Origin of the sequence: Burkholderia sp. FERM BP-3421 (genome assembly GCF_028657905.1) — a bacterium.
In the GTDB taxonomy this organism is placed as follows: domain Bacteria; phylum Pseudomonadota; class Gammaproteobacteria; order Burkholderiales; family Burkholderiaceae; genus Burkholderia.
Map to the genome: position 1 here is coordinate 1,820,670 of NZ_CP117781.1, position 22,508 is coordinate 1,843,177.

General features: G+C 68.6%; 18 protein-coding genes and 1 pseudogene. 11 read left to right on the plus strand and 8 right to left on the minus strand.

Annotated features, from left to right (window positions below; genetic code table 11):
• Positions 1-51: 51 nt before the first annotated feature.
• Positions 52-723, plus strand: a complete 672-nt coding sequence (locus Bsp3421_RS11055; RefSeq protein ID WP_273996000.1) for a TetR/AcrR family transcriptional regulator — start codon at positions 52-54, stop codon at positions 721-723.
• A gap of 88 nt (positions 724-811) precedes the next feature.
• Here Bsp3421_RS11055 and Bsp3421_RS11060 read toward each other — a convergent pair whose 3' ends face one another.
• The 5 genes from Bsp3421_RS11060 to Bsp3421_RS11080 all read right to left on the minus strand — a co-directional run bounded on the left by Bsp3421_RS11060 (position 812) and on the right by Bsp3421_RS11080 (position 5,810).
• Positions 812-2,629 (minus strand): S53 family peptidase, encoded by a 1,818-nt coding sequence (locus tag Bsp3421_RS11060; protein ID WP_273996001.1) that lies wholly within the window; start codon positions 2,627-2,629, stop codon positions 812-814.
• 734 nt (positions 2,630-3,363) lie between these two features.
• Positions 3,364-3,603 carry a hypothetical protein gene (locus Bsp3421_RS11065; protein WP_273996002.1) on the minus strand — a complete coding sequence of 80 codons (240 nt, stop codon included), beginning with the start codon at positions 3,601-3,603 and terminating at the stop codon, positions 3,364-3,366.
• A 58-nt stretch (positions 3,604-3,661) separates the two neighbouring features.
• Positions 3,662-4,117 carry a universal stress protein gene (locus tag Bsp3421_RS11070; protein ID WP_273996003.1) on the minus strand — a complete coding sequence of 152 codons (456 nt, stop codon included), beginning with the start codon at positions 4,115-4,117 and terminating at the stop codon, positions 3,662-3,664.
• A gap of 125 nt (positions 4,118-4,242) precedes the next feature.
• Positions 4,243-5,217 carry a zinc-dependent alcohol dehydrogenase gene (locus Bsp3421_RS11075; RefSeq protein ID WP_443111431.1) on the minus strand — a complete coding sequence of 325 codons (975 nt, stop codon included), beginning with the start codon at positions 5,215-5,217 and terminating at the stop codon, positions 4,243-4,245.
• A gap of 113 nt (positions 5,218-5,330) precedes the next feature.
• A complete protein-coding gene (locus tag Bsp3421_RS11080) occupies positions 5,331-5,810 on the minus strand; it encodes an Lrp/AsnC family transcriptional regulator (RefSeq protein WP_273996004.1) in 480 nt (159 codons plus the stop codon).
• A 176-nt stretch (positions 5,811-5,986) separates the two neighbouring features.
• Here Bsp3421_RS11080 and Bsp3421_RS11085 point away from each other — a divergent pair, with 176 nt between their 5' ends.
• From Bsp3421_RS11085 to Bsp3421_RS11095, 3 genes are all read left to right on the plus strand, one after another.
• Positions 5,987-7,282, plus strand: coding sequence for a cystathionine gamma-synthase family protein (locus tag Bsp3421_RS11085; protein WP_273996006.1), 1,296 nt, complete (start codon positions 5,987-5,989; stop codon positions 7,280-7,282).
• A gap of 333 nt (positions 7,283-7,615) precedes the next feature.
• Entirely contained in the window at positions 7,616-7,981 is a 366-nt protein-coding gene (locus tag Bsp3421_RS11090) for a hypothetical protein (RefSeq protein WP_273996008.1), read from the plus strand.
• A gap of 44 nt (positions 7,982-8,025) precedes the next feature.
• Positions 8,026-8,757 (plus strand): trypsin-like serine peptidase, encoded by a 732-nt coding sequence (locus Bsp3421_RS11095; protein WP_273996010.1) that lies wholly within the window; start codon positions 8,026-8,028, stop codon positions 8,755-8,757.
• Between the two features lie 43 nt (positions 8,758-8,800).
• Here Bsp3421_RS11095 and soxR read toward each other — a convergent pair whose 3' ends face one another.
• Positions 8,801-9,271, minus strand: coding sequence for a redox-sensitive transcriptional activator SoxR (soxR, locus tag Bsp3421_RS11100; protein ID WP_273996012.1), 471 nt, complete (start codon positions 9,269-9,271; stop codon positions 8,801-8,803).
• A gap of 89 nt (positions 9,272-9,360) precedes the next feature.
• Between soxR and Bsp3421_RS11105 the strand changes: the two genes are divergently transcribed.
• The 5 genes and pseudogenes from Bsp3421_RS11105 to Bsp3421_RS33990 all read left to right on the plus strand — a co-directional run bounded on the left by Bsp3421_RS11105 (position 9,361) and on the right by Bsp3421_RS33990 (position 16,363).
• On the plus strand, positions 9,361-10,527 hold the full coding sequence (locus Bsp3421_RS11105; protein WP_443111507.1) for an efflux RND transporter periplasmic adaptor subunit: 1,167 nt from the start codon (positions 9,361-9,363) through the stop codon (positions 10,525-10,527).
• Between the two features lie 13 nt (positions 10,528-10,540).
• The gene (locus tag Bsp3421_RS11110) at positions 10,541-13,714 is read left to right on the plus strand and encodes an efflux RND transporter permease subunit (RefSeq protein ID WP_273996016.1); all 3,174 of its coding nucleotides are present in this window, start codon (positions 10,541-10,543) and stop codon (positions 13,712-13,714) included.
• Positions 13,711-15,166: pseudogene (locus Bsp3421_RS11115) on the plus strand (efflux transporter outer membrane subunit). Before Bsp3421_RS11110 ends, Bsp3421_RS11115 begins: the two are co-directional and overlap by 4 nt.
• A 7-nt stretch (positions 15,167-15,173) precedes the next feature.
• Complete coding sequence (locus Bsp3421_RS11120; RefSeq protein ID WP_337995257.1) at positions 15,174-16,202, plus strand: MFS transporter; 1,029 nt, start codon at positions 15,174-15,176, stop codon at positions 16,200-16,202.
• Positions 16,202-16,363 (plus strand): hypothetical protein, encoded by a 162-nt coding sequence (locus Bsp3421_RS33990; RefSeq protein WP_337995258.1) that lies wholly within the window; start codon positions 16,202-16,204, stop codon positions 16,361-16,363. The genes Bsp3421_RS11120 and Bsp3421_RS33990 overlap by 1 nt, the downstream gene beginning before the upstream one ends.
• A 27-nt stretch (positions 16,364-16,390) precedes the next feature.
• Here the strand turns inward: Bsp3421_RS33990 and Bsp3421_RS11125 are convergent, their stop codons facing one another.
• Positions 16,391-17,836, minus strand: a complete 1,446-nt coding sequence (locus Bsp3421_RS11125) for an NAD-dependent succinate-semialdehyde dehydrogenase (RefSeq protein WP_273996018.1) — start codon at positions 17,834-17,836, stop codon at positions 16,391-16,393.
• A gap of 202 nt (positions 17,837-18,038) precedes the next feature.
• Between Bsp3421_RS11125 and Bsp3421_RS11130 the strand changes: the two genes are divergently transcribed.
• Together Bsp3421_RS11130 and Bsp3421_RS11135 are read left to right on the plus strand one after the other, a co-directional pair.
• Positions 18,039-18,347, plus strand: coding sequence for a helix-turn-helix transcriptional regulator (locus tag Bsp3421_RS11130; RefSeq protein ID WP_273996019.1), 309 nt, complete (start codon positions 18,039-18,041; stop codon positions 18,345-18,347).
• Between the two features lie 509 nt (positions 18,348-18,856).
• Positions 18,857-20,425 (plus strand): hypothetical protein, encoded by a 1,569-nt coding sequence (locus Bsp3421_RS11135; protein ID WP_273996021.1) that lies wholly within the window; start codon positions 18,857-18,859, stop codon positions 20,423-20,425.
• Positions 20,426-20,468: 43 nt separating this feature from the next.
• Here the strand turns inward: Bsp3421_RS11135 and Bsp3421_RS11140 are convergent, their stop codons facing one another.
• Positions 20,469-22,172 (minus strand): CocE/NonD family hydrolase, encoded by a 1,704-nt coding sequence (locus Bsp3421_RS11140; RefSeq protein ID WP_443111508.1) that lies wholly within the window; start codon positions 22,170-22,172, stop codon positions 20,469-20,471.
• Positions 22,173-22,508: the final 336 nt, after the last annotated feature.

The window sequence follows — 22,508 nt, forward strand, 5'->3', positions numbered from 1 at the left end:
TACCATCCGGACGGATTGTTTTATGTCGAGGCCTGGGTGCTAAGATGGCGCATGGCCAATACTCCCCGCGCCACCCGTCGCCCTCCCGCGGCCCGGGCCGCGCCGCAACCCGCTTCCCCTCCCTCGCCGCCGGCGTCCGGCAGCCGGCGCAAGAAGGCGCCCGCGCAGGTGCGCGCGAAACTGCTGCAGGCCGCGTCCGATCTCGCGCGCGAGCATGGCGCGCAGGCGGTCACGCTCGACGCGGTCGCCGAGCGCGCGGCGGTCAGCAAGGGCGGCCTGCAATACCACTTCCGCAGCAAGCAGGCCCTGCTCGACGCCTTGTTCGAACAGACCATCATCGGTTTCCAGCGGCGCGTCGCCGAGCGCGCGGCGGCGGATCCGATGCCGTCCGGCGCCCAGGCGCGGGCCTACCTGCACGTGAGTGTCGACGAAGAGGACCCGATCGCCGATGGCGATGTGCTGCGCGTGCTGGTCGCCTCGATGATGAGCGATCCCGACGTTCGCGCGCGCTGGTCGGCGCCGTTGCGCGATGGCCTGCAACCCGATCAGCTGCCGCTCGCGCAGGCCGCGATCGCGATGATCTGCCGCCTTGCCGCCGACGGCTTGTGGTTCGCCGACGTCCTCGGCTATCAGTCGATGTCGCGCGCGCTGCGCGACGAAGTCGTGCGCCAGTTGGATCAGATGACGCGCATGCCGCCGCCGGCCGCGCCCGATCCAGGCTGAGAACAGCAGGCCCGGTTTATTCGATGCCCGCAAAGACAGCGGGCCGAACCGCGTTTCGCGATCCGGCCCGCCGCCGCGCGCGACGTGCTTAGCGCGCGAAGTCGGGGGTGCTCTGGATGAACGTGTTCAGCTTGGCGATGTCGACGCTGCCGAAGCCCGTGACCGGATCCCAGCCCGCCTTCGCCTTATACCCATAGCCGCCGCTGCCGTTGTTGCCGGACGTGACGTCGTGCAGCACCGCGGCGTTCGACGGGAAGTACTCGTAGATGCTCGCCGCGGGGAAGCCGAGCGCATTGCCGTTCGCCGATTGCAGGCGCGCCCAGATGCCGGTGAAGATCGGCGCGGCGAGGCTCGTGCCGCCCTCGTTGTTCAGGTAGCCGGCGCCCCACAGCGTATCGGACGTCTTGCCGTTCAGCACCAGGATCGCGCCTGTCCGCAGGTCTGCGTCGAAGCCGATGTCCGGCAGCGCGCGGGTGGTCGAGCCGGTCAGGCTCGACGGCTGCCATGCCGGCGCGCGCTCGTACTTGCTGAAGCCTCCGCCTGTCGACCACACCGTCCCCGGCTCCCAGCTCGGGTCGTTCCAGACGATCTCGCTGTTGTACGCGTTGTTCGACGTGTTGGTGAACAGCGTCGTGCCGCCGACCGCGATCACGTACGGCGACGTCGCGGGTTCGCTGACGGTGTAGGTCGACCGGGACGGGGCGCCGCCCGCGCACTCGTACGCGCCGTGGTCGCCCGCCGACACCGAGAAGGTCTGCCCCTGGGCCACCGCCTGCTTGAAGATCGTGTTGTCCGTCGCCTGTGATCCTGCGCTGTGCGCGGAGGCCTCGCATACGCCGAGCGATACGTTGATCACCTTCGCGACGTTGTCGGTCACCGCCTTGTTGTACGCCGCGGTGATCGCCGCCAGCGACATCGACGGCGCGTCGTAGAACACGATCTGCTGCACGCTGCCGCCCGCCGCGCCGACGATCGACTGGCTGTCGAGATTCCACTCGGTGGTCCATTTCGTGTCGGTATACGAACTGCCGGACGAGCCGGTCTTCACGACCGAGGTGCTGATCGTGCCGAGCGCATTGTTCGCGGCGAAGGTGCCGAGGTCCGCGAGGGTCTGCGTGAGATCGCCTTCGGTGATGATCCCGACCGTCGTCTGCGCGGCGCTCGGCGTGCTCGCGCCGCCGTAGATCGACGAGAATTCGACCGGATTGTGCGGCACCGCGGACGCGCCGGCCGGAATCGTCAGGTTGCTCGTATTGCCTTGTGGCTTGCTGGTCGCGCCGGTATGCATGACTTCCACGTTCTGCAGGCCGAGCACCGCGCTCACCACCCCGCCGATCGCGTTCGGCACCTGGGCGGCGTCGGTGTTCGCATAGACGCTGCGGCCGTCCTTGTTGAAGCGCTTGAGCGAGGTCCGGAACGCCGACTTGACGGTGGCGGCCGTACCCGAGGCGGACACGAGCAGCCGGTTCGGCGCGACGACGACATTGACGAAGCCGGCCTTGCGCAGGTGCGCGACGACGGCGGCCACCTGTTGCTCGGTCGGCGCATAGCGCGCCGCGAACTGCTCGGGTGTCAGGTATTGACGGTACCGGGGCGACCCGGGCGTGTGCAGGTCGTGCAGGAAGGTGTCGAGTTGGCCCTCGTCGCGCAGGTTCAGGCCGAGCACGACGTCGATCGATTCGCCGGGCGCCAGCTCGACCGCGGCGGCCGCCGCGCTTGCCGCGGCGCCGCCAGCCGCCCTGCTGTTCTGGTTGATCTGGACCAGCGGCAGGAAGCCCTTGGTGCGGGTTTCCGTCCAGCCGGCATCGGCCGCATGCGCGCTCGACGTGCCAATGGCCGCCGTCGCGGCGGCCGCGAGCGCGAGGATCGATAGGTGCCTGTGTGTCTTGTTCGAAATACGTTTCATCTGAATTACCCTCTCGGTTAATGATCACATGTCACGAACGACGTCTTGCCCGGATGCGTATCGACGCACTCCGTTGCCGCGCGGCGCCCTTCACTTCCCCTCACGTTCGCCGCGCTTGCCTCGTCGGCCGGCACGCCTGCCGGCCGGGTGGGTTGCCACCATATTGATTCGCAGTCCTTTGTTTATAAAATCAGAATGCGCGATACCTCCGCCACGATGAAAAATGGCGGATCCCGAAAAATCGATGCGTTATCCTACATATTGAGAAAACGGCTCGCGCGCAAAGATGGCCCCTGCGCGAACGAAGTACCTCGAAGATTGCTGTTCTGCAGCGCAACAGGCCGTCTCGACCGGTGTGCGGCAAGTGGCCCTACAAAAAAGAAAGGCAGCTGTTTGAATACTGATTGCTTTGTTTGCAATCCGTCAGATTGCATGCGGCCAACAATATCAAGAACAAAATCCGGTCGTCAAACTTTTTTTGATGGAATCTAATTAATTTAAATAGCCATGGAAGAAAGCAAATAGTAATAATAAAATGCTTTTGTAATATTCGGGCGCCGTTAGGCAATCGAGGACCGTGCGCATAGATCCCTGCCCTGTTGGCAAGAATGCGTCGGTCATGCAGGACTATCGAGGAAAGGGCACTTCGAGGGCCGCTTCGAACGAGCGGCCGCGTGGCGGATGCGGGGCCCGGCGGCGCTCGCTTACCGCGCGCGCGGGTTCGTTGACTTGCTTCATATGTCGAACGTATGGCACCGCTTCAGTTCGATCCAGATCATGCCTTCACGCAAGCCCGCGACCATCGCGTCGCGTTCGCTCGCGAAGGTCTCGGCGTGTTGGAATTCACGTTTGAACATCGTGTCCTGGAGCCGGTGCGCGACCCGGATCCAGCAAGCGAAGCGGCCGTCGTCGCGACGCGATGTCGCCACGTCGACTTCCCAGTCGCCGTCATGAATTTCGCCATGCATCGTCATCACCCGCTCCCGTCGGCATCGGCCGCGGCGCACCGGCCGCCGCCGACATCCTGTCGACCTATGCGGCGCGTTCGCCGCGCACCATCAGCACCGGGCACGCCGAGACGCGCAGGAAGCGCTCTGCGACACTGCCCAGCACCGCCCGCTTCACTCCGCGCCGGCCGTGCGTGCCGAGCACCACGAGATCCGCGTCGAGTTCCTGCGCACCGCGTGCGATGCGTTCGGCGATTTCCTCGTCGAGCAGATCGGTTTCGAGCAGCAGGCCTTCTCCCGCGACGCCGGCCTCGCGCATCGCGCGCTCGGCCTCGCCGAGCACCCGGACACCCTCGTCGCGGGATGCCGCGAGCAACGCATCCGGATCGAAGTGGCTCGCATAGCTGAACAATGCCGAGCGATCGACGATATAGACCGCATCCAGCCGGCCGCCCGTCGCGACCGCGAGCCGGATCGCCTCGCGCAGTCCCCGCTGCGCCACTTCGCTCCCGTCGAGCGCCACCATGATTTTCTTGTACATGACATTCCCTCATCCGTATGAACATGCGCGCGGCATGCAGGTAAGCAACCGGTCGCGCACAGTGTTCATCATCAAGGGTTCCGCCGCCGCGGCGTTGATGCCCGTCAATGGCCGTGCGGCGCCGCTTACGAAGTCAGCGCGATCCGGCCGTCGACCGAGCCGCTGCGCAGCGCGGCGAACGCCTCGTTGATGCGGTCGAACCGCTCATGGTGGATGCGCGCGCGCACCTTGCCTTCGGCGGCGAAGTCGAGCGACGCCTGCAGGTCGCGCCGCGTGCCGACGATCGAGCCGCGCACGGTGATGCCGTTCAGCACGGTGGAGAAGATCGGCAGCGGAAACCCGCCGGGCGGCAAGCCGTTCAGCGCGACGGTTCCGCCGCGCCGCACCATGCCGCGCGCCTGGGCGAATGCGCCGCGCGACACCGCCGTTACCAGTACGCCGAGCGCCCGGCGAATCGCCTCGGCGGGATCTTCGCGCGCGGCATCGACGACCAGTTCGGCGCCCAGCTGCCGAGCGAGTTCGCGCTTCTCCGGGGCGACATCGACGGCGGCCACGTGCAGTCCCATCGCCACCGCGTATTGCACCGCAACATGCCCGAGCCCGCCGATCCCGGAAATGGCGAGCCATTGCCCGGGCCGGGTGTCCGTGACGCGGTGCCTTTGCAGACGGTCACGCCGGCGCACAGGATCGGCGCGATCTCGTCGAGGCCGACCGTATCGGGCAGCCGTCCCACGTAGTCGGGGTCGGCCAGCACGTATTCCGCATAATTGCCGTTGACCGAATAGCCGGTGTTCTGCTGCGCGTGGCACAGCGTTTCCCATCCGGTCTGGGCAGTATTCGCAGTGCCCGCAGACCGTGTACAGCCACGGCACGCCGACCCGGTCGCCCCCCTTCAGATGCCGCACGCCCGCGCCCTCGTGGCCCGGGATGAACGGCAGCGTCGGCTTGACGGGCCAATCGCCGTCGGCCGCATGCAGATCGGTATGGCAGACGCCGGACGCCTTGATGTTGACGAGGATCTGGCCGGGGCCGGGCGTGGGCACCGGCACCGCTTCGATCCGCACCGGTTCGCCGAATGCATGCACCACCGCCGCCTGCATGTACTGCCCATGTGTCGCCCCAGTCAGTCGAGGATGGGGCCCAGTATCCGCGTGTCGGTGCTTGATGCGCATCAAGCGCGGCAGCGCGCGCACGGGTGCCGCGGATCGACGCTTCAGCGGCTGTGCTTCGGTTCGAACGGCGGCAGGCGGCTGGTCGATTTCAGCTCGCGCATCGACACGGTGCTCAGCAGTTCCTTGACGCCCGGCAGCGCGCGCAGCCGATTCAGCAGGAAGCTCGAGAATGAATCGAAGTCCTGAGCGAGGATCTGCAGCAGGTAGTCGTGCTGGCCAGTCGTGTTGTGGCAGGCGACCACTTCCGGCATCGCCATCACGCCGGCCTCGAACGCACGGCAGGTCTTCTCGGTATGATTGTCGAGCGAGATATTGACGAACGCGACCACCCCGAAGCCCAGCGCGCGGCGATCGAGATTCGCCTGATAGCCCGTGATCACGCCTTCGGTCTCGAGCCGTCGCAGGCGCTTCCAACACGGCGACGCCGACAGCGACACGCGTTCCGCCAGCTCGGCGTTGCTCAAGCGCCCTTCCTGCTGCAGGATTGACATTATCTTCAAATCTGTTTCGTCCAGTTGCATCCGCTGCGTCTTTCCTTTTATGAAATTTTTTCAAGATAGAAGATTCTGCTGAATGATGGCCGATTCGGGAATCAAATGGAAAGACTATTTTTCGCTCGGCTCTCTACACTGAGCGACTTCGCCGCCGGCCCGACGCTGCGTGGGCCGGCCTGATCTTCCGACCGAGGAGCCCCAACATGACGAACTATCACAAGAAGGACATCAACGGCCATCCGCTGCATCCTGAAACGCAGATGATGTCGTACGGCTTTGACCCGTTCCTGTCCGAGGGCGCGGTCAAGCCGCCGGTCTTCCTGACCTCGACGTTCGCATTCCGCTCGGCCGAGGACGGCGCCGATTTCTTCGATGTCGTGTCCGGTCGCAAAGCCCTGCCGCAAGGCGAGGCCGCGGGGCTCGTCTACAGCCGCTTCAACCATCCGAACCTCGAGATCGTCGAGGACCGCCTCGCGCTGCTCGACGGCACCGAAGCCGCAGTCGTCACGTCGAGCGGGATGTCGGCGATCAGCGCGGTGTTCCTCGCGTTCCTGCGTCCGGGCGACCAGCTCGTGCAATCGGTGCCCCTGTACGGCGGCACCGAGACCCTGATCGGCAAGATCTTCAAGGAATGGGGCGTGACCGCGCATCCGATCGAGAACAGCCTGTCGCCGGCAGCGATCGGCGCGGCGCTCGAAGCGGCGGCCAAGCAAGGCCCGGTGCGGATCTGCTATGTCGAGACGCCGGCCAACCCGACCAACTCGCTGATCGATCTCGACGGCCTGCGCCGCGAACTCGACGCGTTCGAGGCGCGCCACGGCTATCGCCCGATCTCGGTGTGCGACAACACGATGCTCGGGCCGATCTTCCAGAAGCCGGGCGAGCACGGCGTCGACCTGTCTGTCTACTCGCTCACCAAGTACGTCGGCGGCCACAGCGACCTCGTCGCGGGCGGCGTGACGGGCCGCAAGGACCTGATCGGCAAGATCCGCCTGATCCGCAGCGCGTTCGGCTCGCAGCTCGATCCGCATTCGTCGTGGATGCTGATCCGCTCGATGGAAACGGTCGTGCTGCGCATGAAGCAGGCCGAACGTACGGCGCGCAAGGTCGCCCAGTGGTTCACGACGAATCCGCATCAGAAGGTGGCCGTCTATCATCCGGAATTCATCGAGGACGACGCGTACCGCGCAGCCTATGCGCGCCAGTGCACCGGCGCGGGCTCGACCTTCGCGTTCGTGCTCGACGGCGGCCGCGCCGACGCGTTCCGCTTCATCAACGCGCTGCACCTGTTCAAGTCGGCGGTGAGCCTCGGCGGCACCGAATCGCTGATCTGCCATCCGGCATCGACCACCCACTCGGGCGTGCCGGAAGCCTCGCGCAAGGCGGCGGGCGTGTCCGAGGGCCTGATCCGGATCTCGATCGGCCTCGAACACGAGGATGACCTGATCGCCGATCTGGACAATGCATTCCGCCACATGATCGCCGGCGCAACGCGCTGACGCTGCCACGCCGCGCGGGCGGACCACCATCCGCGCGGCGCCTGTCCCGCTCTCCCGCCTGCCGTCACGCCCCCGCGGCGCATGACGCCCCTGCCGGAAACCGGCCTCGCCGACAACGTATCGGCCTCCTGACGAATCCCGATGAATACCACGGCGCGCTCCACGCCGAACCACGACCGGACGCGCAACGCGGTTGACAAATACAAAGCGCTTTCTATAACAGGAATTGCCTTGGGCCCCCTCGCCGACCGGCGACGCGACCCTCGCTCCGCTCGTGCGCGACGCGGGCGTGGTTGCGCCCAATGCGCATAACAAGCCAGACAGGAGACTTCCATGTCATCCCCATCCCGTCTCACTGGCCGTCACCTCAGCTATGCGATGGCCACGGGGCTGGCCGTGTTCGCGGCCGCGATGCCCGGCGTCGCGCAGACCCTGCCGAACGGTGACAGCCAATCGATCCAGCACGATTCGGAGAAGGCGCGCGAGTTGAAGGAGCCGTCGTTCCAGACCCGCGAGGAACGCCTAGCCGCGCAGCCGCTGGACTGGAACAAGACCATCGGCAAGCCCACCCCGCGCACGCTCACGGCCAAGGAACGCAAGGCGCTGCAAAACGCGCGGCGCGGCGCCTCGGCAGGCGGCGGCCCCGACCCGAAAGCGGAAGAAGAAGCACGCAGGCTCCATCCGGACGACTGGAAATAAGACGTTGCGTCGGCCGGATCTCGTCGTCAAGCAAGGAGACAATCATGGTCACCAGGCTCAATGCGTCCGTGTTTGCGCGCTGGCTCGCCGCCGCCGCGTTCTGTGCGTGCCTCTGCGCGGGGCCCGCGCATGCGCAGACCGCCGCGATCGGCAAGCTGTTCACGAGCGAGGGCACCTGCTCCGCCTCGGTGGTCAGCGGCAAGAACATCATCGTCACCGCCGCCCACTGCTGCTGGGACCGCTCGAAGAACGGCTGGATCGGCGGCTGGTCGTTCGCGCCGGGCTACAACAACGGCAAGGCGCCCTATGGAACGTTCAACTGGTCGGACGCGCGCGTGCCGAACTCGTGGATCAATAACGGCGACATCCCATCCGACGTCTGCCTGATCCGGCTCCAGAACGATTCGGCGGGCCATCCGATCACCTACTACACGGGCTGGCTCGGACGCTCCTGGAACTACCCGCCGTCGCAGCCGATGCACGCGTTCGGCTATCCGGGCAACATCGGCAACGCGAACAGCCTCGAGCACTGCGAATCGCAAAGTTCGGCGCAGCCGGGCAGCTGCGGTTCGGGCGTGCTGAACATGGCCTGCAACATGACCTACGGATCGAGCGGCGGCCCGTGGATCCGCGACTACGGCACTGGCAATCACGTCGACGCGACCGTCCACGGCTACATCAGCCAGTCGTGCACGGGCACCTTCGGCCAGGTCTTCAACGGCCCGCAATTCACGAGCAACAACATCGTGATGCTCTGCAACGCGGAAGGCTGCTGAACCGCGTGCCCGCGCGCGCCGCACCCCGGCCCCGCGCGGGCCGTCACACCACCGGCGGATCCCCGAGCCAGCGCCGCGCGCCGGGGCCGTTGCGCCCCGCCCGGTCGTCCGGGTTCGACAGCTTGCAGCGCTTGAGCGACAGGCAGCCGCAACCGATGCAGTGATCAAGCTCGATATTGAGCCGCTGCAGTTCCTCGATCTTGTCGTTCACCCGCTTCTTCCACTCGCGCGACAGCCGCTGCCAGTCCTTGTTGCTCGGCAGCGTGCAGGCCGGCAGGCTCGCCAGCTGCGTGGCGATCTCGTCGAGCGAATAGCCGATCCGCTGCGCGAACACGATGAAGGCGACGAGCCGCAACGTCGAACGCGGGTAGTGGCGGCGCGTCGAGCCGCGCCTGACCGAGCTGATCAGCCCGCGCGATTCATAGAAGCGCAAGGCTGAGGCATTGACCCCGCTGCGCGCGACCACCTCGCTGATCGACAGCATCGGGTCATTACTCTCACCAGTGGAACGCATTTTTTCGCCTCCGGGTACTTTACTTAAAGTTAACTTCAATTTGTAGACTGTGCGCCCAGTCTAATCCATGACGATGCCCAATGCACCTGATCTCCTTGCGCGCGACGCCGCGCTGGGTCGCCGTCGGCGCCCTTCTGCTGGCCGCCGCCGGCTGCCATGACCAACCCAAGGATCCCGCCCCGCCGCCGCCCGAGGTCGGCGTCGCGCGCGTCGCGCCCCGGTCCGTCGCGCTCGTCGACGGTTTCAACGGCCGCGTCGAGGCGGTCGACGCAGTGGATTTGCGGCCACGCGTGAGCGGCTACCTGCAGCGGGTCGCCTACCGCGAAGGCGATCGGGTCGCGCAAGGGACGGTACTGTTCCTGATCGATCCCCGCCCTTACCGGATCGCGCTCGAACGCGCGCAGGCCCAGCTCGAACGCGCCCGCGCCGCCGCGCGCCTCGCGCAGATCCAGTTGCAGCGCGCGCAGACCCTGATCGGCGCGAAGGCGATTTCCCAGGAAGAACTCGACACCGCCCGTTCCACCGACGCCCAGGCCGGCGCGGACCTGCACGCGGCGCAAGCCGCGGTCGACGACGCGAAGCTGAACCTCGGCTTCACCGAGGTCCGCGCGCCGATCACCGGCCGGGCCGGCCGGGCGCTCGCGACCACCGGCAACCTCGCGCGCGCCGACGAGACGCTGCTGACCACGGTCGTGTCGCAGGACCCGGTCTACGTCTACTTCGACTGCGACGAACAAAGCTACCTGCGCTACAACGCGCAGCGCGCGAACCCGGGCGGGCCGGCGCTGGCCGCGAACCCGGTGCGGATCGGGCTCGCGAACGAAACCGGCTTCCCGCACGCGGGCACGGTCGACTTCCTCGACAACCGCGTCGATCCGGCCACGGGCACGATCCGCGCGCGGGTGCGTCTCGCCAATCCCGACGGGCGCTTCACGCCGGGCCTCTACGCGCGCGTGCAGCTGTCGAGCGCGCAGGATCCGGAGGCGCTGCTGGTGGACGGCCGCGCGATCCTGACCGACCAGGATCGCAAGTACGTGTACGTGGTCGGCCCGAACAATCAGGCCCTGCGCCGCGATGTCACGCTCGGCCGGCAGATCGGCGACGAGCGGATCGTCCGCACCGGGTTGCGCGCGGGCGACACGGTGATCGTCGAGGGCCTGCAGAAGATCTACTACCCGGGCGCGCCGGTGCATCCCAAGGCGCTGCCCGCGCGGCCCGAGGCGAGCGCCGCCGCGTCATCCGCCACCGCGCAGTAACGAGCACACCGTCATGGACTTTTCGAAATTCTTCATCGACCGGCCGATCTTCGCGGTCGTGCTGTCGATCGTGATCTTCGCGCTCGGGCTGATCGCCATTCCGATGCTGCCCGCGGGCGAGTACCCGGAAGTGGTGCCGCCCAATGTCGTGGTGCGCGCCACCTATCCGGGCGCGAACCCGAAGGACATCGCTGAATCGGTCGCCGAACCGCTCGAGGAAGCAATCAACGGCGTCGAGGGCATCATGTACATGAAATCCGTCGCGGGTTCGGACGGCAGCCTTCAGGTGGTGGTCACGTTCCTGCCCGGCGTCGATCCCGACACCGCCGCCGTGCGCGTGCAGAACCGCGTGAGCCAGGCGCTCTCGCGCCTGCCCGACGAGGTGCGGCAGTACGGCGTGACCACGCAGAAACAGTCGCCGACGCCGCTCATGTACGTGAGCCTCTATTCGCCCGACAACAGCCGCGACTCGCTGTACCTGCGCAACTACCTGACGCTGCACGTGAAGGACGAGCTGTCGCGCCTGCCGGGGATCGGCGACGTCGGCCTGTACGGCTCCGGCGACTACGCGATGCGCGTGTGGCTCGACCCGAACCGGCTCGCGTCGCGCGGGCTCGCCGCGAGCGACGCGGTCAACGCGATCCGCGAGCAGAACGTGCAGGTGTCGGCCGGCCAGCTCGGCGCGGAACCGTCGCCGCAGGCGCGCGACCTGCTGGTGTCGATCAACGTGCGCGGCCGGCTGCGCACGCCGCAGGAATTCGGCGACATCGTGCTCAAGAACGGCGGCGACGGGCAGGTCGTGCGCCTGTCCGACGTCGCACGCATCGAGCTGGGCGCCGGCGACTACACGCTGCGCTCGCTGCAGGACACCCGCAATGCCGCGACGGTCGGCATCTTCCTCTCGCCGGGCGCGAACGCGCTCGACGTCGCGCGCGCCGTGTACACGAAGCTGGACGCGCTGTCGAAGCGCTTCCCCGCGGGCATCGCCTATCAGCCGGTGTGGGATCCGACCGTGTTCGTGCGCGAGTCGATCCGCGCGGTCCAGCACACGCTGATCGAGGCCGTCGTGCTGGTGGTGTTCGTCGTGATCCTGTTCCTGCAGACCTGGCGCGCGTCGATCATTCCGCTGCTCGCAGTGCCTGTGTCGGTGGTCGGCACCTTCGCGTGGCTCTACGTGCTCGGCTACTCGATCAACACGCTGACCCTGTTCGGGCTCGTGCTCGCCATCGGCATCGTGGTGGACGACGCGATCGTGGTGGTCGAGAACGTCGAGCGCAACATCGGCCGCGGGCTCTCGCCGCGCGCCGCCGCGCACCAGGCGATGAAGGAGGTGTCGGGGCCGATCATGGCGATCGCGCTGGTGCTGTGCGCGGTGTTCGTGCCGATGGCCTTCCTGTCGGGCGTCACCGGGCAGTTCTACAAGCAGTTCGCGGTGACCATCGCAATCTCGACCGTGATCTCCGCGATCAACTCGCTGACGCTGTCGCCCGCGCTCGCGGCCAAGCTGCTGCGGCCGCACGACGCGCCGAAGGACGCGCTGTCGCGCGCGATCGAGCGCGGCTTCGGCTGGCTGTTCGCGCCGTTCAACCGCTTCTTCCAGCGCAGCTCGGATCGCTATCACGGCGCGGTCGCACGCTCGCTCGGACGGCGCGGCATGGTGTTCGTCGTGTACGTCGTGCTGCTCGGCGCGACCGCGCTGCTGTTCCAGCGGGTGCCGGGCGGCTTCATCCCGACCCAGGACAAGCTCTACCTGTTCGCGGGCGCGAAGCTGCCGGAAGGCGCCTCGCTCGCGCGCACCGATGCGGTCACGCGTCAGATGGTCGAGATCGCGCACCAGGTGGACGGCGTGTCGATGGTGCCCGCCTATGCCGGCCTCAATGCGCTGCAAGGCGTCAACACGCCGAACATCACCAACTCGTACATCATCCTCAAGCCGTTCGGCGAACGCCATCGCAGCGCCGCCCAGATCAGCGCCGAGCTGAACGCGCGCTTCGCCGGCATCAAGGACGGCTTCGCCTACGCGCTGCTGCCGCCGCCGATCCAGGGCCTCGGCAACGGCTCCGGCTACTCGCTGTACCTGGAAGATCGCGCGGGGCTCGGCTACGGCGCGCTGCAGGATGCGCTCGGCGCGTTCCAGGCGGCCGTCGCCAAGACGCCGGGCATGACCTACCCCGTCAGTTCGTATCAGGCGAACATCCCGCAGCTCGAAATCAAGGTCGACCGCGTGAAGGCAAAGGCGCAGGGCGTGTCGCTGACCGATCTGTTCAGCACGCTGCAGGTGTACCTCGGCTCGGTGTACGTGAACGACTTCAACCTGTTCGGGCGGGTCTACCGGGTCATGGCGCAGGCCGACGCGCCGCACCGGCAGACGCCCGAGGACATCGGCAACCTGCGCGTGCGCAACGCGGCGGGCGAGATGGTGCCGATCGGCTCGATGGTGACGATCGCGCCGACCTACGGACCCGATCCGGTCGTGCGCTACAACGGCTATCCGGCCGCCGACCTGATCGGCGAAGCCGATCCGCGGCAGCTGTCGTCGGGGCAGACGATCGCCAAGCTTCAGCAGATCGCGAAACAGGTGCTGCCGCCCGGCATCACGCTCGAATGGAGCGACCTGAGCTACCAGCAGGTCACGCAGAGCAACGCGGCGGTCATCGTGTTCCCGCTCGCCGTGATGCTCGCGTTCCTCGTGCTCGCCGCGCTGTACGAGAGCTGGACCCTGCCGCTGGCGGTGATCCTGATCGTGCCGGTCTGCATGTTCGCGGCGCTGTTCGGCGTGTGGCTGTCCGGCGGCGACAACAATGTGTTCGTGCAGGTCGGGTTGGTCGTGCTGATGGGGCTCGCATGCAAGAACGCGATCCTGATCGTCGAGTTCGCCCGCGAGCTGGAGATGCAGGGCATGAACATCGTCGACGCCGCGCTCGAGGCCTGCCGCCTGCGGCTGCGCCCGATCGTGATGACCTCGGTCGCGTTCATCGCGGGCTCGGTGCCGCTCCTGATCGGCACCGGCGCAGGCAGCGAGGTGCGCGCGGCCACCGGCATCACGGTGTTCGCCGGCATGCTCGGCGTGACCTTGTTCGGCCTGTTCCTGACGCCCGTGTTCTACGTCACGATCCGCAAGCTCGCGCACCGCAAGCTCATCGCACGACAGGATTCCCACGATATTTCCGAAGGAGCGCATTCATGATCGCGCCGGCCTGTCTCATTCCGCTTACGCTTACGCTCGCACTGAGTGCCTGCGCGGTCGGCCCCGACTTTCAGCGGCCCGACACCGCGCTGCCCGGACGCTTCGCGCGCGCGGCCGCCGCGCCCGCGCCGAATGCGTCGGCTTCCGCCGACACCGCGCCCGATGCCGGTTTCTGGAGCGGCTTCGGCGATCCGACGCTCGCCGCGCTGATCGCGCAGGCGTATACGGCGAACCAGGACTTGCGGCTCGCGCTCGCCCGCCACGACGCGGCCGACGCCTTGCTGCGCAACGCCCGCTTCGACCAGTTTCCGACCATCACCGCGAGCGGCCAGATCGGCCATCAGCTGCTGAGCCAGTCGCAGGCGTTCGGCGCCTCGCGCAGCCAGCGCGACACGCCGATCTCCGGCGTCAGCGTCAACGCGAGCTTGGGAACTCGACCTGTTCGGCCGCGTGCGGCGCGGCGTCGAAGCGCAGCGCGCCGAGACGGCGGCCAGCGCCGCCGATCTGCGCGCGGTGCGGGTCGCGATCGCGGGCGAGGCGGCGACCGCCTACCTCGATCTGCGCGGCCAGCAGGAGCGCCTGCGGATCGCCCGCGACAACGCCGACAACCAGCGCGGCACGCTCGCGCTGATCGACGCGCGGGTCGGCGCGGGGCGCGGCTCCGAACTCGACGCGGCGCGCGCCCGCGCGCAGTACGAAACCACCGTGTCGCGCATCGCCTTCCACGAAGCCGCCATCGGCGTCGACGAACACCGTCTCGCGGTGCTGACGGGGCGCACGCCGGATGCACTGATCGCTGCGCTCGACGTACCCGCGCCGCTGCCGGCGCCCCCCGCCGGGATCGCCGCCGGCACGCCGGCCGATCTGCTGCGCCGGCGGCCGGACGTCGCCGCGGCCGAGGCCCGCCTGCACGCGGCCACCGCGCGGGTCGGCGTCGCGACCGCCGACCTGTTCCCGCGCCTCACGCTGAGCGGCATGCTGGGCAGCCTGACGTCGCGCTACGGGGTCTTCGCGAGCGGCGGCGACACCAACCTGATCGCGCTCGGCGTCGACTGGTCGTTCCTCGACGTCGGCCGGGTGCGCGCCCGCCTCGCGGCGAGCCGCGCCGACGCGGCCGGCTTGCTCGCGCAATATCAGCAGACCGTGCTGGGCGCGCTGGAAGACGCGGAGAACGCGCTGCTGCGCGCGGCGCGCACTCGCGACGAGGCCGCGCATCTCGAACGCGCGGCGACGGACAGCGCGCGCGCCGCGCAACTCGCGCAAACCCGCTTCGATGCGGGCGCGATCGACTACTACGAGGTGCTCGATGCCCAGCGTTCGCTGCTGCAGGCCCAGGACGCCGCCGCCGATGCGCGGCTGCGCAACGCCACGGCGGTGGTCTCCGTGTACAAGGCGCTCGCGGGCGGATGGCCGACCACGGACGCGCCGCGCGACGCCGCCCGCGCCGAGTGACGACGCCATGACTCCGCGCACTCCGCAGCCGCCGGCGTCCGCCTCATGGCCGGCGCTTGTCCACGTCGTGCTCGCGGGCGTGTTCGCCGCGCTGCACGTCGGCAAGGCGACGATCGCGCTGCCGCAGTTGCAGACGGCGTTCGGCCGCTCGCTCGCGTCGCTCGGCGGGATTCTGTCGGCGTTTCCGCTCGTCGGCGTGTTCGGCGGCATCGCGGCGGGCCTGCTGGTGCACCGCTGGGGCGACCGACGCCTGCTGATGGCGGGGCTCTTGGTCATGAGCGCGGCGAGCGGCGTCGGTGCGCTCGCACGCAGCTTCGATGGGCTGCTCGCGAGCCGCTGCGCCGAGGGGCTCGGCTTCGTGATCGTGGTGGTGGCCGCGCCCGCCGTGCTGAACCGGCTTGCGCCGCCCGCGCGGCGCGGCGTCGTGTTCGGGCTCTGGAGCACGTTCATGGCGGGCGGCATGGCGCTGGCGATGCTGGTCGGGCCGCATCTGGGCAGCTGGCGCACGGTCTGGCTGGTGTGCGCCGCGCTCACGCTGGGGGCCGCGCTGCTGCTGCCGCTCAGCACCCCGCGCGGTTCCGCCGCGCGCGTCAGTCGGGCTGACATCGCGCCCGCGCTGCGCGCCGTGCTCACGCGCCGCGCGACGCTGCTGCTGGCGCTGGGCTTCGCGGCCTACACGCTGCAATTCTTTTCCGTGATGTCATTCCTGCCGGTGTTCCTGATGCAGCGTCTCGCGATCCCGTTCGGGACGGCCGGCGCGCTGTCCGCCGTGATCGTGGCGCTCAATGCCGCCGGCAACCTGCTCGCCGGCGCGCTGCTCGCGCGCGGCATGGCGCCGGCGCGGCTGCTCGCCGCGACGAGCCTCGCGATGGGCTGCACGGGCGCGGCCATATTCGTCTCGGGCATGCCGGCGCCGCTCGCGGTACTGCTGTGCGGCGGGTTCAGCGCGATCAGCGGGATGTTGCCGACCACCGTGCTCGCGGCACCGCGCCCGCGCCCGCGCCCTCGCTGGCGCCGCTCAGCCTCGGGCTCGTGATGCAGGGCAATTATCTCGGGCAGGTGCTCGGACCGCTGCTGGTCGGCGCGCTGGCCGGCGCGGCCGGGTGGCCCGCCGTGGCGTATCTGGTGGCCGCGGCTGCCGCGGCCGGCGCGCTGGCGGGCGTCGGACTCCGGTCCGCCCCGCGCGACGCGGCGTGATTGCCGCCCCGCCCGGGCCTCGCGCGCTCAGACTGCGAGCACCGACACCGCCTTGGTGACGAGGTACGGTTCGAGCGCCTCCGGACCGCCTTCCGATCCATAGCCGGAATCCTTCACGCCGCCGAACGGCATTTCAGGCCACGGCGCGGCGGGTTGGTTGATCCACAGCATGCCGACCTCCAGATGCTGGGTCAGCAGGTGCACGTTGCGGAACGACTTCGTGAACGCGTAGCCGGCGAGCCCGTAAGGCAGGCGATTGGCCTCGGCGATCGCGTCCTCGAGCGAATCGAAGCCGCGGATCGCCGCGACCGGGCCGAACGGCTCGTTGTTGAACACGTCGGCTTCGAGCGGCACGTCGGCCAGCACCGTCGGCGCGAAGAAGTTGCCGACCTCGCCCACGCGCTCGCCGCCCGTGGCGACCGTCGCGCCCACCGCGCGCGCATCGTCGAGCACCTTGCGCATCGCGCCGAGCCGGCGTGCGTTCGCGAGCGGGCCGAGGGTCGTGCCCTCCGCGAGGCCATCGCCGAGCTTCAGGCTTTCCGCATGCTGGACCAGCGCGCGCGTGAATTCCTCGCGGATGCTGTTGTGCACGAGGAAGCGGGTCGGCGAGATGCACACCTGCCCCGCGTTGCGGAACTTCGCGCCGCCCGCCGCCTTGACGGCCAGCGCGAGGTCGGCGTCGTCGGCGACGATGACGGGCGCGTGGCCGCCCAGCTCCATGGTCGCGCGCTTCATGTGCGCGCCGGCCAGCGCCGCGAGCTGCTTGCCGACCGGCGTCGAGCCGGTGAAGGTGACCTTGCGGATCACCGGATGCGGAATCAGGTAGCCCGAGATTTCCGCCGGGTCGCCGTACACGAGCCCGATCACGCCCGCCGGCACGCCCGCGTCGGCGAATGCGCGCAGCAGTTCGGCCGGCGACGCCGGGGTTTCCTCCGGCGCCTTGACCAGGAAAGAGCAGCCGGTCGCGAGCGCGGCGCTCAGCTTGCGCACCACCTGGTTCACCGGGAAATTCCACGGCGTGAACGCGGCGACCGGGCCGACCGGCTCCTTCACCACCGTCTGCTGCGCCGCGAGATTGCGCGGTGGCACGACCCGGCCGTACACGCGGCGGCCTTCGTCGGCGAACCATTCGATGATGTCGGCGGCCGACAGCAGCTCGATGCGCGCTTCCACGAACGGCTTGCCCTGCTCCTGCGTCATCAGCCGCGCGATCGCGTCGGCGCGTTCGCGCACGAGGGCCGCGGCCTTGCGCATCGTGGCGGCGCGCTCGTGCGCGGGCACCTTGCGCCACAGCGCGAAGCCGCGCTGCGCGGCGTCGAGCGCGCGGTCGAGATCCGCGATGCCCGCATGCGCGACCCGGCCGATGATGGCGCCGGTCGCGGGATTGACGACATCGATCGTCTTGCCGCTCGCGGCGTCGCACCACTCGCCATTGATCAGCAACTGCGTATCGGTGTAGCTCGGAATGGCCATGCTCATTGCTCCATTGGGTCGATGAGTGTCGGTTGGGCGGGGCGTGCGGGCAGCACGCGCGCGTCCATGATACCGAGGGATCGCGTCGGCCGCTGGGAGCGCCCGGCACGGTCCCGCGCCGCGCCGGCTCCTACCTGAGGCGGCGACTGTCCGGCCTGTCGGCGGCCGGCGCGGGTCTGTCGGAGCGGGTCTGTCGGAGCGGGTGCGGGCCGCGCTGCTCGACATGATTCCCAGTGGCCTCAGCAGCGCGGACGACGTCGCGGACAAGCTCGCCGTCAGCCGGCGAACGCTGCAACGACGGCTCGAACAGGGAGGCACCCGTTTCAAGACGCTGCTGGCCAGCGTGCGCGAACAGCTCGCGCGTCACTACATCGTCCATTCCGATTTGCCGTACAACCAGATCTCTTTCCTGCTGGGATATCAGGATCCCAACTCCTTCTTCCGCGCCTTCCACGCGTGGACCGGCATGACGCCGGACGCGGCCCGCGCGCTGTCGCAAGTCATGCACTGAGCGGGGCTCGTCACGCGTCGTCGCAACGGCGCGCGCATGCGTCCATTCCGCATCGGCCTTCGGGCGTCGGCAATACGCCCCGGTCGATTGGACGCTCGATGGCCGGACAGTGCTTTCGACATCACGCCGATCTCCTCGCCATGCCTCGTCGCGAAGCGCCGCATGGTTCACACCGGTCCGGGTCCGTTACCGGCGCACCGAGTTCATCGCGGCCGACACGCAATCGAATCCGGATGATCTGAGCCCACGCGCGCGCCTCGCTCGGCGTCGAGCGCTTGCCGCGGCCCGCGGGCAGCCCGACGCGACCTTTCCGGTTCGATCGCTTTCGAGGCGCGCCATACGGATGGGTCCGCGCATCGCGCCCAATCGCTGTCGCACGCATTTCACACAACGCGCGCATAACTGTGTGCCGCGGCCTCGCGAACCGGTGCGCGTCTGCCGCCTCTTTTGCACACGTGTGCATCGGACGATGCGCGTTTCGCCCACTCTCTTCGTGAACAGGTCCCGCCATGCCCCGCCTTCCCGCTTCACTCTTCCCGGTCGCGCCGCGCCGCCGCTTCATCTCGCGCGGCGCCGCGCTCGCGCTGTCGCCGCTCGTCGCCGCGCTTGCCGCCTGCGGCGGCGATGACTCGCCGGGCGGCGCCTCGCTGCTCGCGGCGTCCGACCCGAAACCCGACGCGCGAGCGCTCAGCCTGACCGGCCGCTCGATGACGATCAACGTCACCAGCTGGATCCCCGGGCTGACGCTTGCCTACGGCAACGCCGCGAGCCAGAGCGGCTCGGCTCCGCAGGCGTCCGCGTCGCGGATCTCGACCGGCCAGACCACGACGGTCAGCGCGTCGAGCAGCCTGAGCGACTGCACGGGCAGCTTCAGCCTGGCGGGCGGCGACGCCGGCTTCAACCTGTCCTACGTGCACCCGTTCGGCGCGCAGGCGACCACGGTCGGCGTCGCGCCGTCGGCAGGCTATGTGGCCGGCGCGAACGCAGCCACCTTCCCGGGGCATGACGCGGTCGCGAACCTGAACCTGTATCGCGGCGTCGCCACCGCCAACGGCGCCTACGTCGCCCCCCTCGCGCTGCTCGACACGCCGCCGCGCAACAACTGTCAGGACTTCGCGAACAGCCTGTTCGGCGCGAGCCTGCGCGGCGCGGCCGCGATCCAGGCCGCCTATCAGGACACCGGGCCGCTCGGCTACATCCCGCCGGCGGATTTCACGGGCGGCCAGTTGGCGGGCTTCGTCGCTCAATGGACGCAGCGCTGGCTCGGCGGGGCGGCCGGTTCGGCCCTGCCGCCCGCCGACGCGCAACTGATCGATCTGCTGAAGCACTACGTGGCGGGCGCATCCGCGAACGGCGCGCTGACGATGTGGGTGCCGCAGCTCACCTGGCAGCCGGGCAGCGCGCCGGCCGTGTTCAACCTGAGCGGGTATCGCGGCTTCGCGTTCACCGACGCGGCGGGCAACTGGAATGCGGCGAGCGTCAATGCCTGCCTGACGCTGCTCGCGGCGGGGTCTCATTTCGTGGCGATCAGCGCGGCGAGCGACCTGCCCCCGGGCGTGTCGATGCAGGCGTTCGACAGCTACATCGGCGCGAGCGGGCTCGCGACCTCGGTCGACATCGGCAATTCGCACTACGCGTCGCTCGTCAACACGACGGGACGCTACTACCTGAGCGTCGGCGGCGACTTCGCGCCGGAGCAATGCGGGCTGATCCTGTCGTTCCTGTACGGCCGCACCGTCAACAATCTGCTGGCCGGCGCGGGGGCGTACAACACCTTCATCCAGCTCGAAGGCTGGCCGGCGGGCGGCGATCGCCACAATGCCGACTACGCGACTTACCAGCAGACGTTGTGGAACATCTCGACCTACGGCGCTTCCGCGTACAGCGAGAAGCGCGCGACCTCGATCTTCCTCGCGCCGCCGGGCTGGACGCCGCAGGTGTACCAGACGACCCGGATGATGCCGTACGTCGGCGCGTATGCGCAGTCGAACGGTGCGCCCCAGGGCTGGCTCAACACGGGGCTGGTGACGATTCCGGCCGGCGCGCCGCCGCTGCCCGCACGCTACGTGCAAAGCTGAGGCGGCGCGCGGCCGTGACGGCGAGGTCCTTACAGTGAGCCCGTCACGACTTGACGGGCAGCACCAGCGTGGCCTGCCGGGTCGGATCGAACTGGAAGGTCACGCCGAACCGTTCGCCCGGGTTGACGGGCGGCTGGTACAGGCTGTCGTAGGTATCGAGCACGACGCCGATGTGGTGGCCCGCCGGCACGTCATACGCGGTCGCGGAGAATTCGATCGGAAAATCGATCGTCGCGCCGGGCGTGGCCCAGTGCACGGTGCGCGCGCCGTGCGTGATCAGCTTGCCGATGCCGAGCGCATCGACATCGTAGAGGTAGGCCACCACCTGCGCGCGGGCCTGCGACGGCGCGACGCGCAGGTTCAACTGCGCCACCCCGCGCAGTTGCATCGGCGCGGCGAGCGGCGCGCCTTCGTAGCGCACGCCGGTCGCGAGCGCGACGCTCGGCAACGCGTTGATCACCGGCGCGCCGAGGCCCTCGCCGAAGGTCGACAGGATCGGAATCGGCCCGCTCGTCGCGGTGGTGTCCGAGAAATTCTGGATCAGGTCGCCGCCCGCCACCGTGTTCGGCGTCGCCTGCAACGCGCCGTTGGTGCCCTTCCAGCACAAGCAGCCCAGCTCCCAGCGCAATCCGCCGCGCGGGCCGACGTACAGCGTCTGCGCACGGACGTTGCTGGCCGGCCAGGTGTCGAAGGTGTCGCGCGTCGTGCTGAACTTGATCTGCATCGACACCTGCGGGCCGGTGTCGACGCCGTTCTGCTGTCCTTTCAGGAAGCGGTCGAACCAGCGGTGCGCCTCGTCGTACGGGAAGTTCGGCAAGCCGAGCAGCGCGCCGGGAATCTCCGCCTGCGCGTGGATGCCGGGATTGATCAGCAGCTTCTTCGGGCCCATCAGCTTCGAGAACAGGCGCATCGACGAGTTCGGCGTGAACATGTCGTCCTCGAAGTTCTTGCTGAGGAACACGGGGGCGTTGCGCTTGTTGATCGCGTCGATGTAGCTCGCCGGCGAGCGAACGCGCGCCCACGCGACGATCTCGTCGACCTTCGCCTGCGGCGTGTTCGGATCGAGCAGCGCCTTGATGTACTGGTCGACGATCGGATCGAGCCGGCCCGTCACCTTGCCCGACAGGAACAGCACCGCCGACCAGGTCGCGTTCGGCGACTGCGCCGGATACAGCTGGTCGACCAGATCGCCCCAGCCGGACAGCGCGGCGGCGGTCTTGAGCCGCGGGTCCTGGGCCAGCGCGAGCAGCGACAGGCCCGCGCCGTATGAAATCCCGCTGACCGCGAGCCGGTCGGGGTCGGCGCCCGTGTTCGCGAGCGCCCAGTCGACCGCGGTCGACACGTCGCGGACGTCCTGCGGCCCCGCCACCTGCACCGTTCCGCCCGACAGGTAGAAGCCGCGCGGCGTATAGCTGAGCACCACGTAGCCGTCCTGGGCGAGCTTCTGCTGCTGGCCCAGGTACTCGAAGAAGTCGGAGGCGGCCCAGCTCGAGATCATGACGATCGTCGGGAACGTCTGGTCCGGGCGCGACTGCTTCGGCAGCGATACGTTGGCGGTCAGGCGCGTGCCGTCGGATGCGGTGATCGTCAGGTTGTTGACCCAGCAGGTGCCGTCGCGCGGCGAAATGACCCCGGGAAACTGGAATGGCGTCGTATACGCGGCTGCCTCGAGCGGCGTGGCCGGGCGGCAGGACACGGCGGCCTGCGACAACGACGCGGTCAAGGCCAGCCCAAGGCCGGCCATCATGCGGATGATCTTCACGTCCCCTCCGGTATTTGTCTCGTTGAGTTGTTTCGTTGAACTCACGGTCTCGATCGCCTCGGGCGACGCGCCGTTCGCCGGATTGAGCCATCGGGAACCGGGTCGGTCAAGGCGAACTGTAAGCTCGCGCACCGTGCGCCGAGGGTCTTGTCCGGGACGTGTGTTTGAGACGCAGGATGGGAAGCCCGGCGCGCGAGCCAATGCGCGCGATCGTTGCGCTGTCAGCCGTTTGAAACAATAAAGTGAGTAAACCTTCGAAATGTTGCGCTTGCCCGCTGCGCTTTGCGACGCGATCGGGAGAATCGGTGCGCGGGCGGGCTC

Bases quoted from the DNA above. Each gene is read 5' to 3' on its own strand.
- Bsp3421_RS11055 (WP_273996000.1), top strand. From the start codon at position 52: ATGGCCAATACTCCCCGCGCCACCCGTCGCCCTCCCGCGGCCCGGGCC.
- Bsp3421_RS11060 (WP_273996001.1), bottom strand. From the start codon at position 2,629: ATGAAACGTATTTCGAACAAGACACACAGGCACCTATCGATCCTCGCG.
- Bsp3421_RS11065 (WP_273996002.1), bottom strand. From the start codon at position 3,603: ATGACGATGCATGGCGAAATTCATGACGGCGACTGGGAAGTCGACGTG.
- Bsp3421_RS11070 (WP_273996003.1), bottom strand. From the start codon at position 4,117: ATGTACAAGAAAATCATGGTGGCGCTCGACGGGAGCGAAGTGGCGCAG.
- Bsp3421_RS11075 (WP_443111431.1), bottom strand. From the start codon at position 5,217: ATGCAGGCGGCGGTGGTGCATGCATTCGGCGAACCGGTGCGGATCGAA.
- Bsp3421_RS11080 (WP_273996004.1), bottom strand. From the start codon at position 5,810: ATGCAACTGGACGAAACAGATTTGAAGATAATGTCAATCCTGCAGCAG.
- Bsp3421_RS11085 (WP_273996006.1), top strand. From the start codon at position 5,987: ATGACGAACTATCACAAGAAGGACATCAACGGCCATCCGCTGCATCCT.
- Bsp3421_RS11090 (WP_273996008.1), top strand. From the start codon at position 7,616: ATGTCATCCCCATCCCGTCTCACTGGCCGTCACCTCAGCTATGCGATG.
- Bsp3421_RS11095 (WP_273996010.1), top strand. From the start codon at position 8,026: ATGGTCACCAGGCTCAATGCGTCCGTGTTTGCGCGCTGGCTCGCCGCC.
- soxR (WP_273996012.1), bottom strand. From the start codon at position 9,271: ATGCGTTCCACTGGTGAGAGTAATGACCCGATGCTGTCGATCAGCGAG.
- Bsp3421_RS11110 (WP_273996016.1), top strand. From the start codon at position 10,541: ATGGACTTTTCGAAATTCTTCATCGACCGGCCGATCTTCGCGGTCGTG.
- Bsp3421_RS11120 (WP_337995257.1), top strand. From the start codon at position 15,174: ATGACTCCGCGCACTCCGCAGCCGCCGGCGTCCGCCTCATGGCCGGCG.
- Bsp3421_RS33990 (WP_337995258.1), top strand. From the start codon at position 16,202: ATGCAGGGCAATTATCTCGGGCAGGTGCTCGGACCGCTGCTGGTCGGC.
- Bsp3421_RS11125 (WP_273996018.1), bottom strand. From the start codon at position 17,836: ATGGCCATTCCGAGCTACACCGATACGCAGTTGCTGATCAATGGCGAG.
- Bsp3421_RS11135 (WP_273996021.1), top strand. From the start codon at position 18,857: ATGCCCCGCCTTCCCGCTTCACTCTTCCCGGTCGCGCCGCGCCGCCGC.
- Bsp3421_RS11140 (WP_443111508.1), bottom strand. From the start codon at position 22,172: ATGATGGCCGGCCTTGGGCTGGCCTTGACCGCGTCGTTGTCGCAGGCC.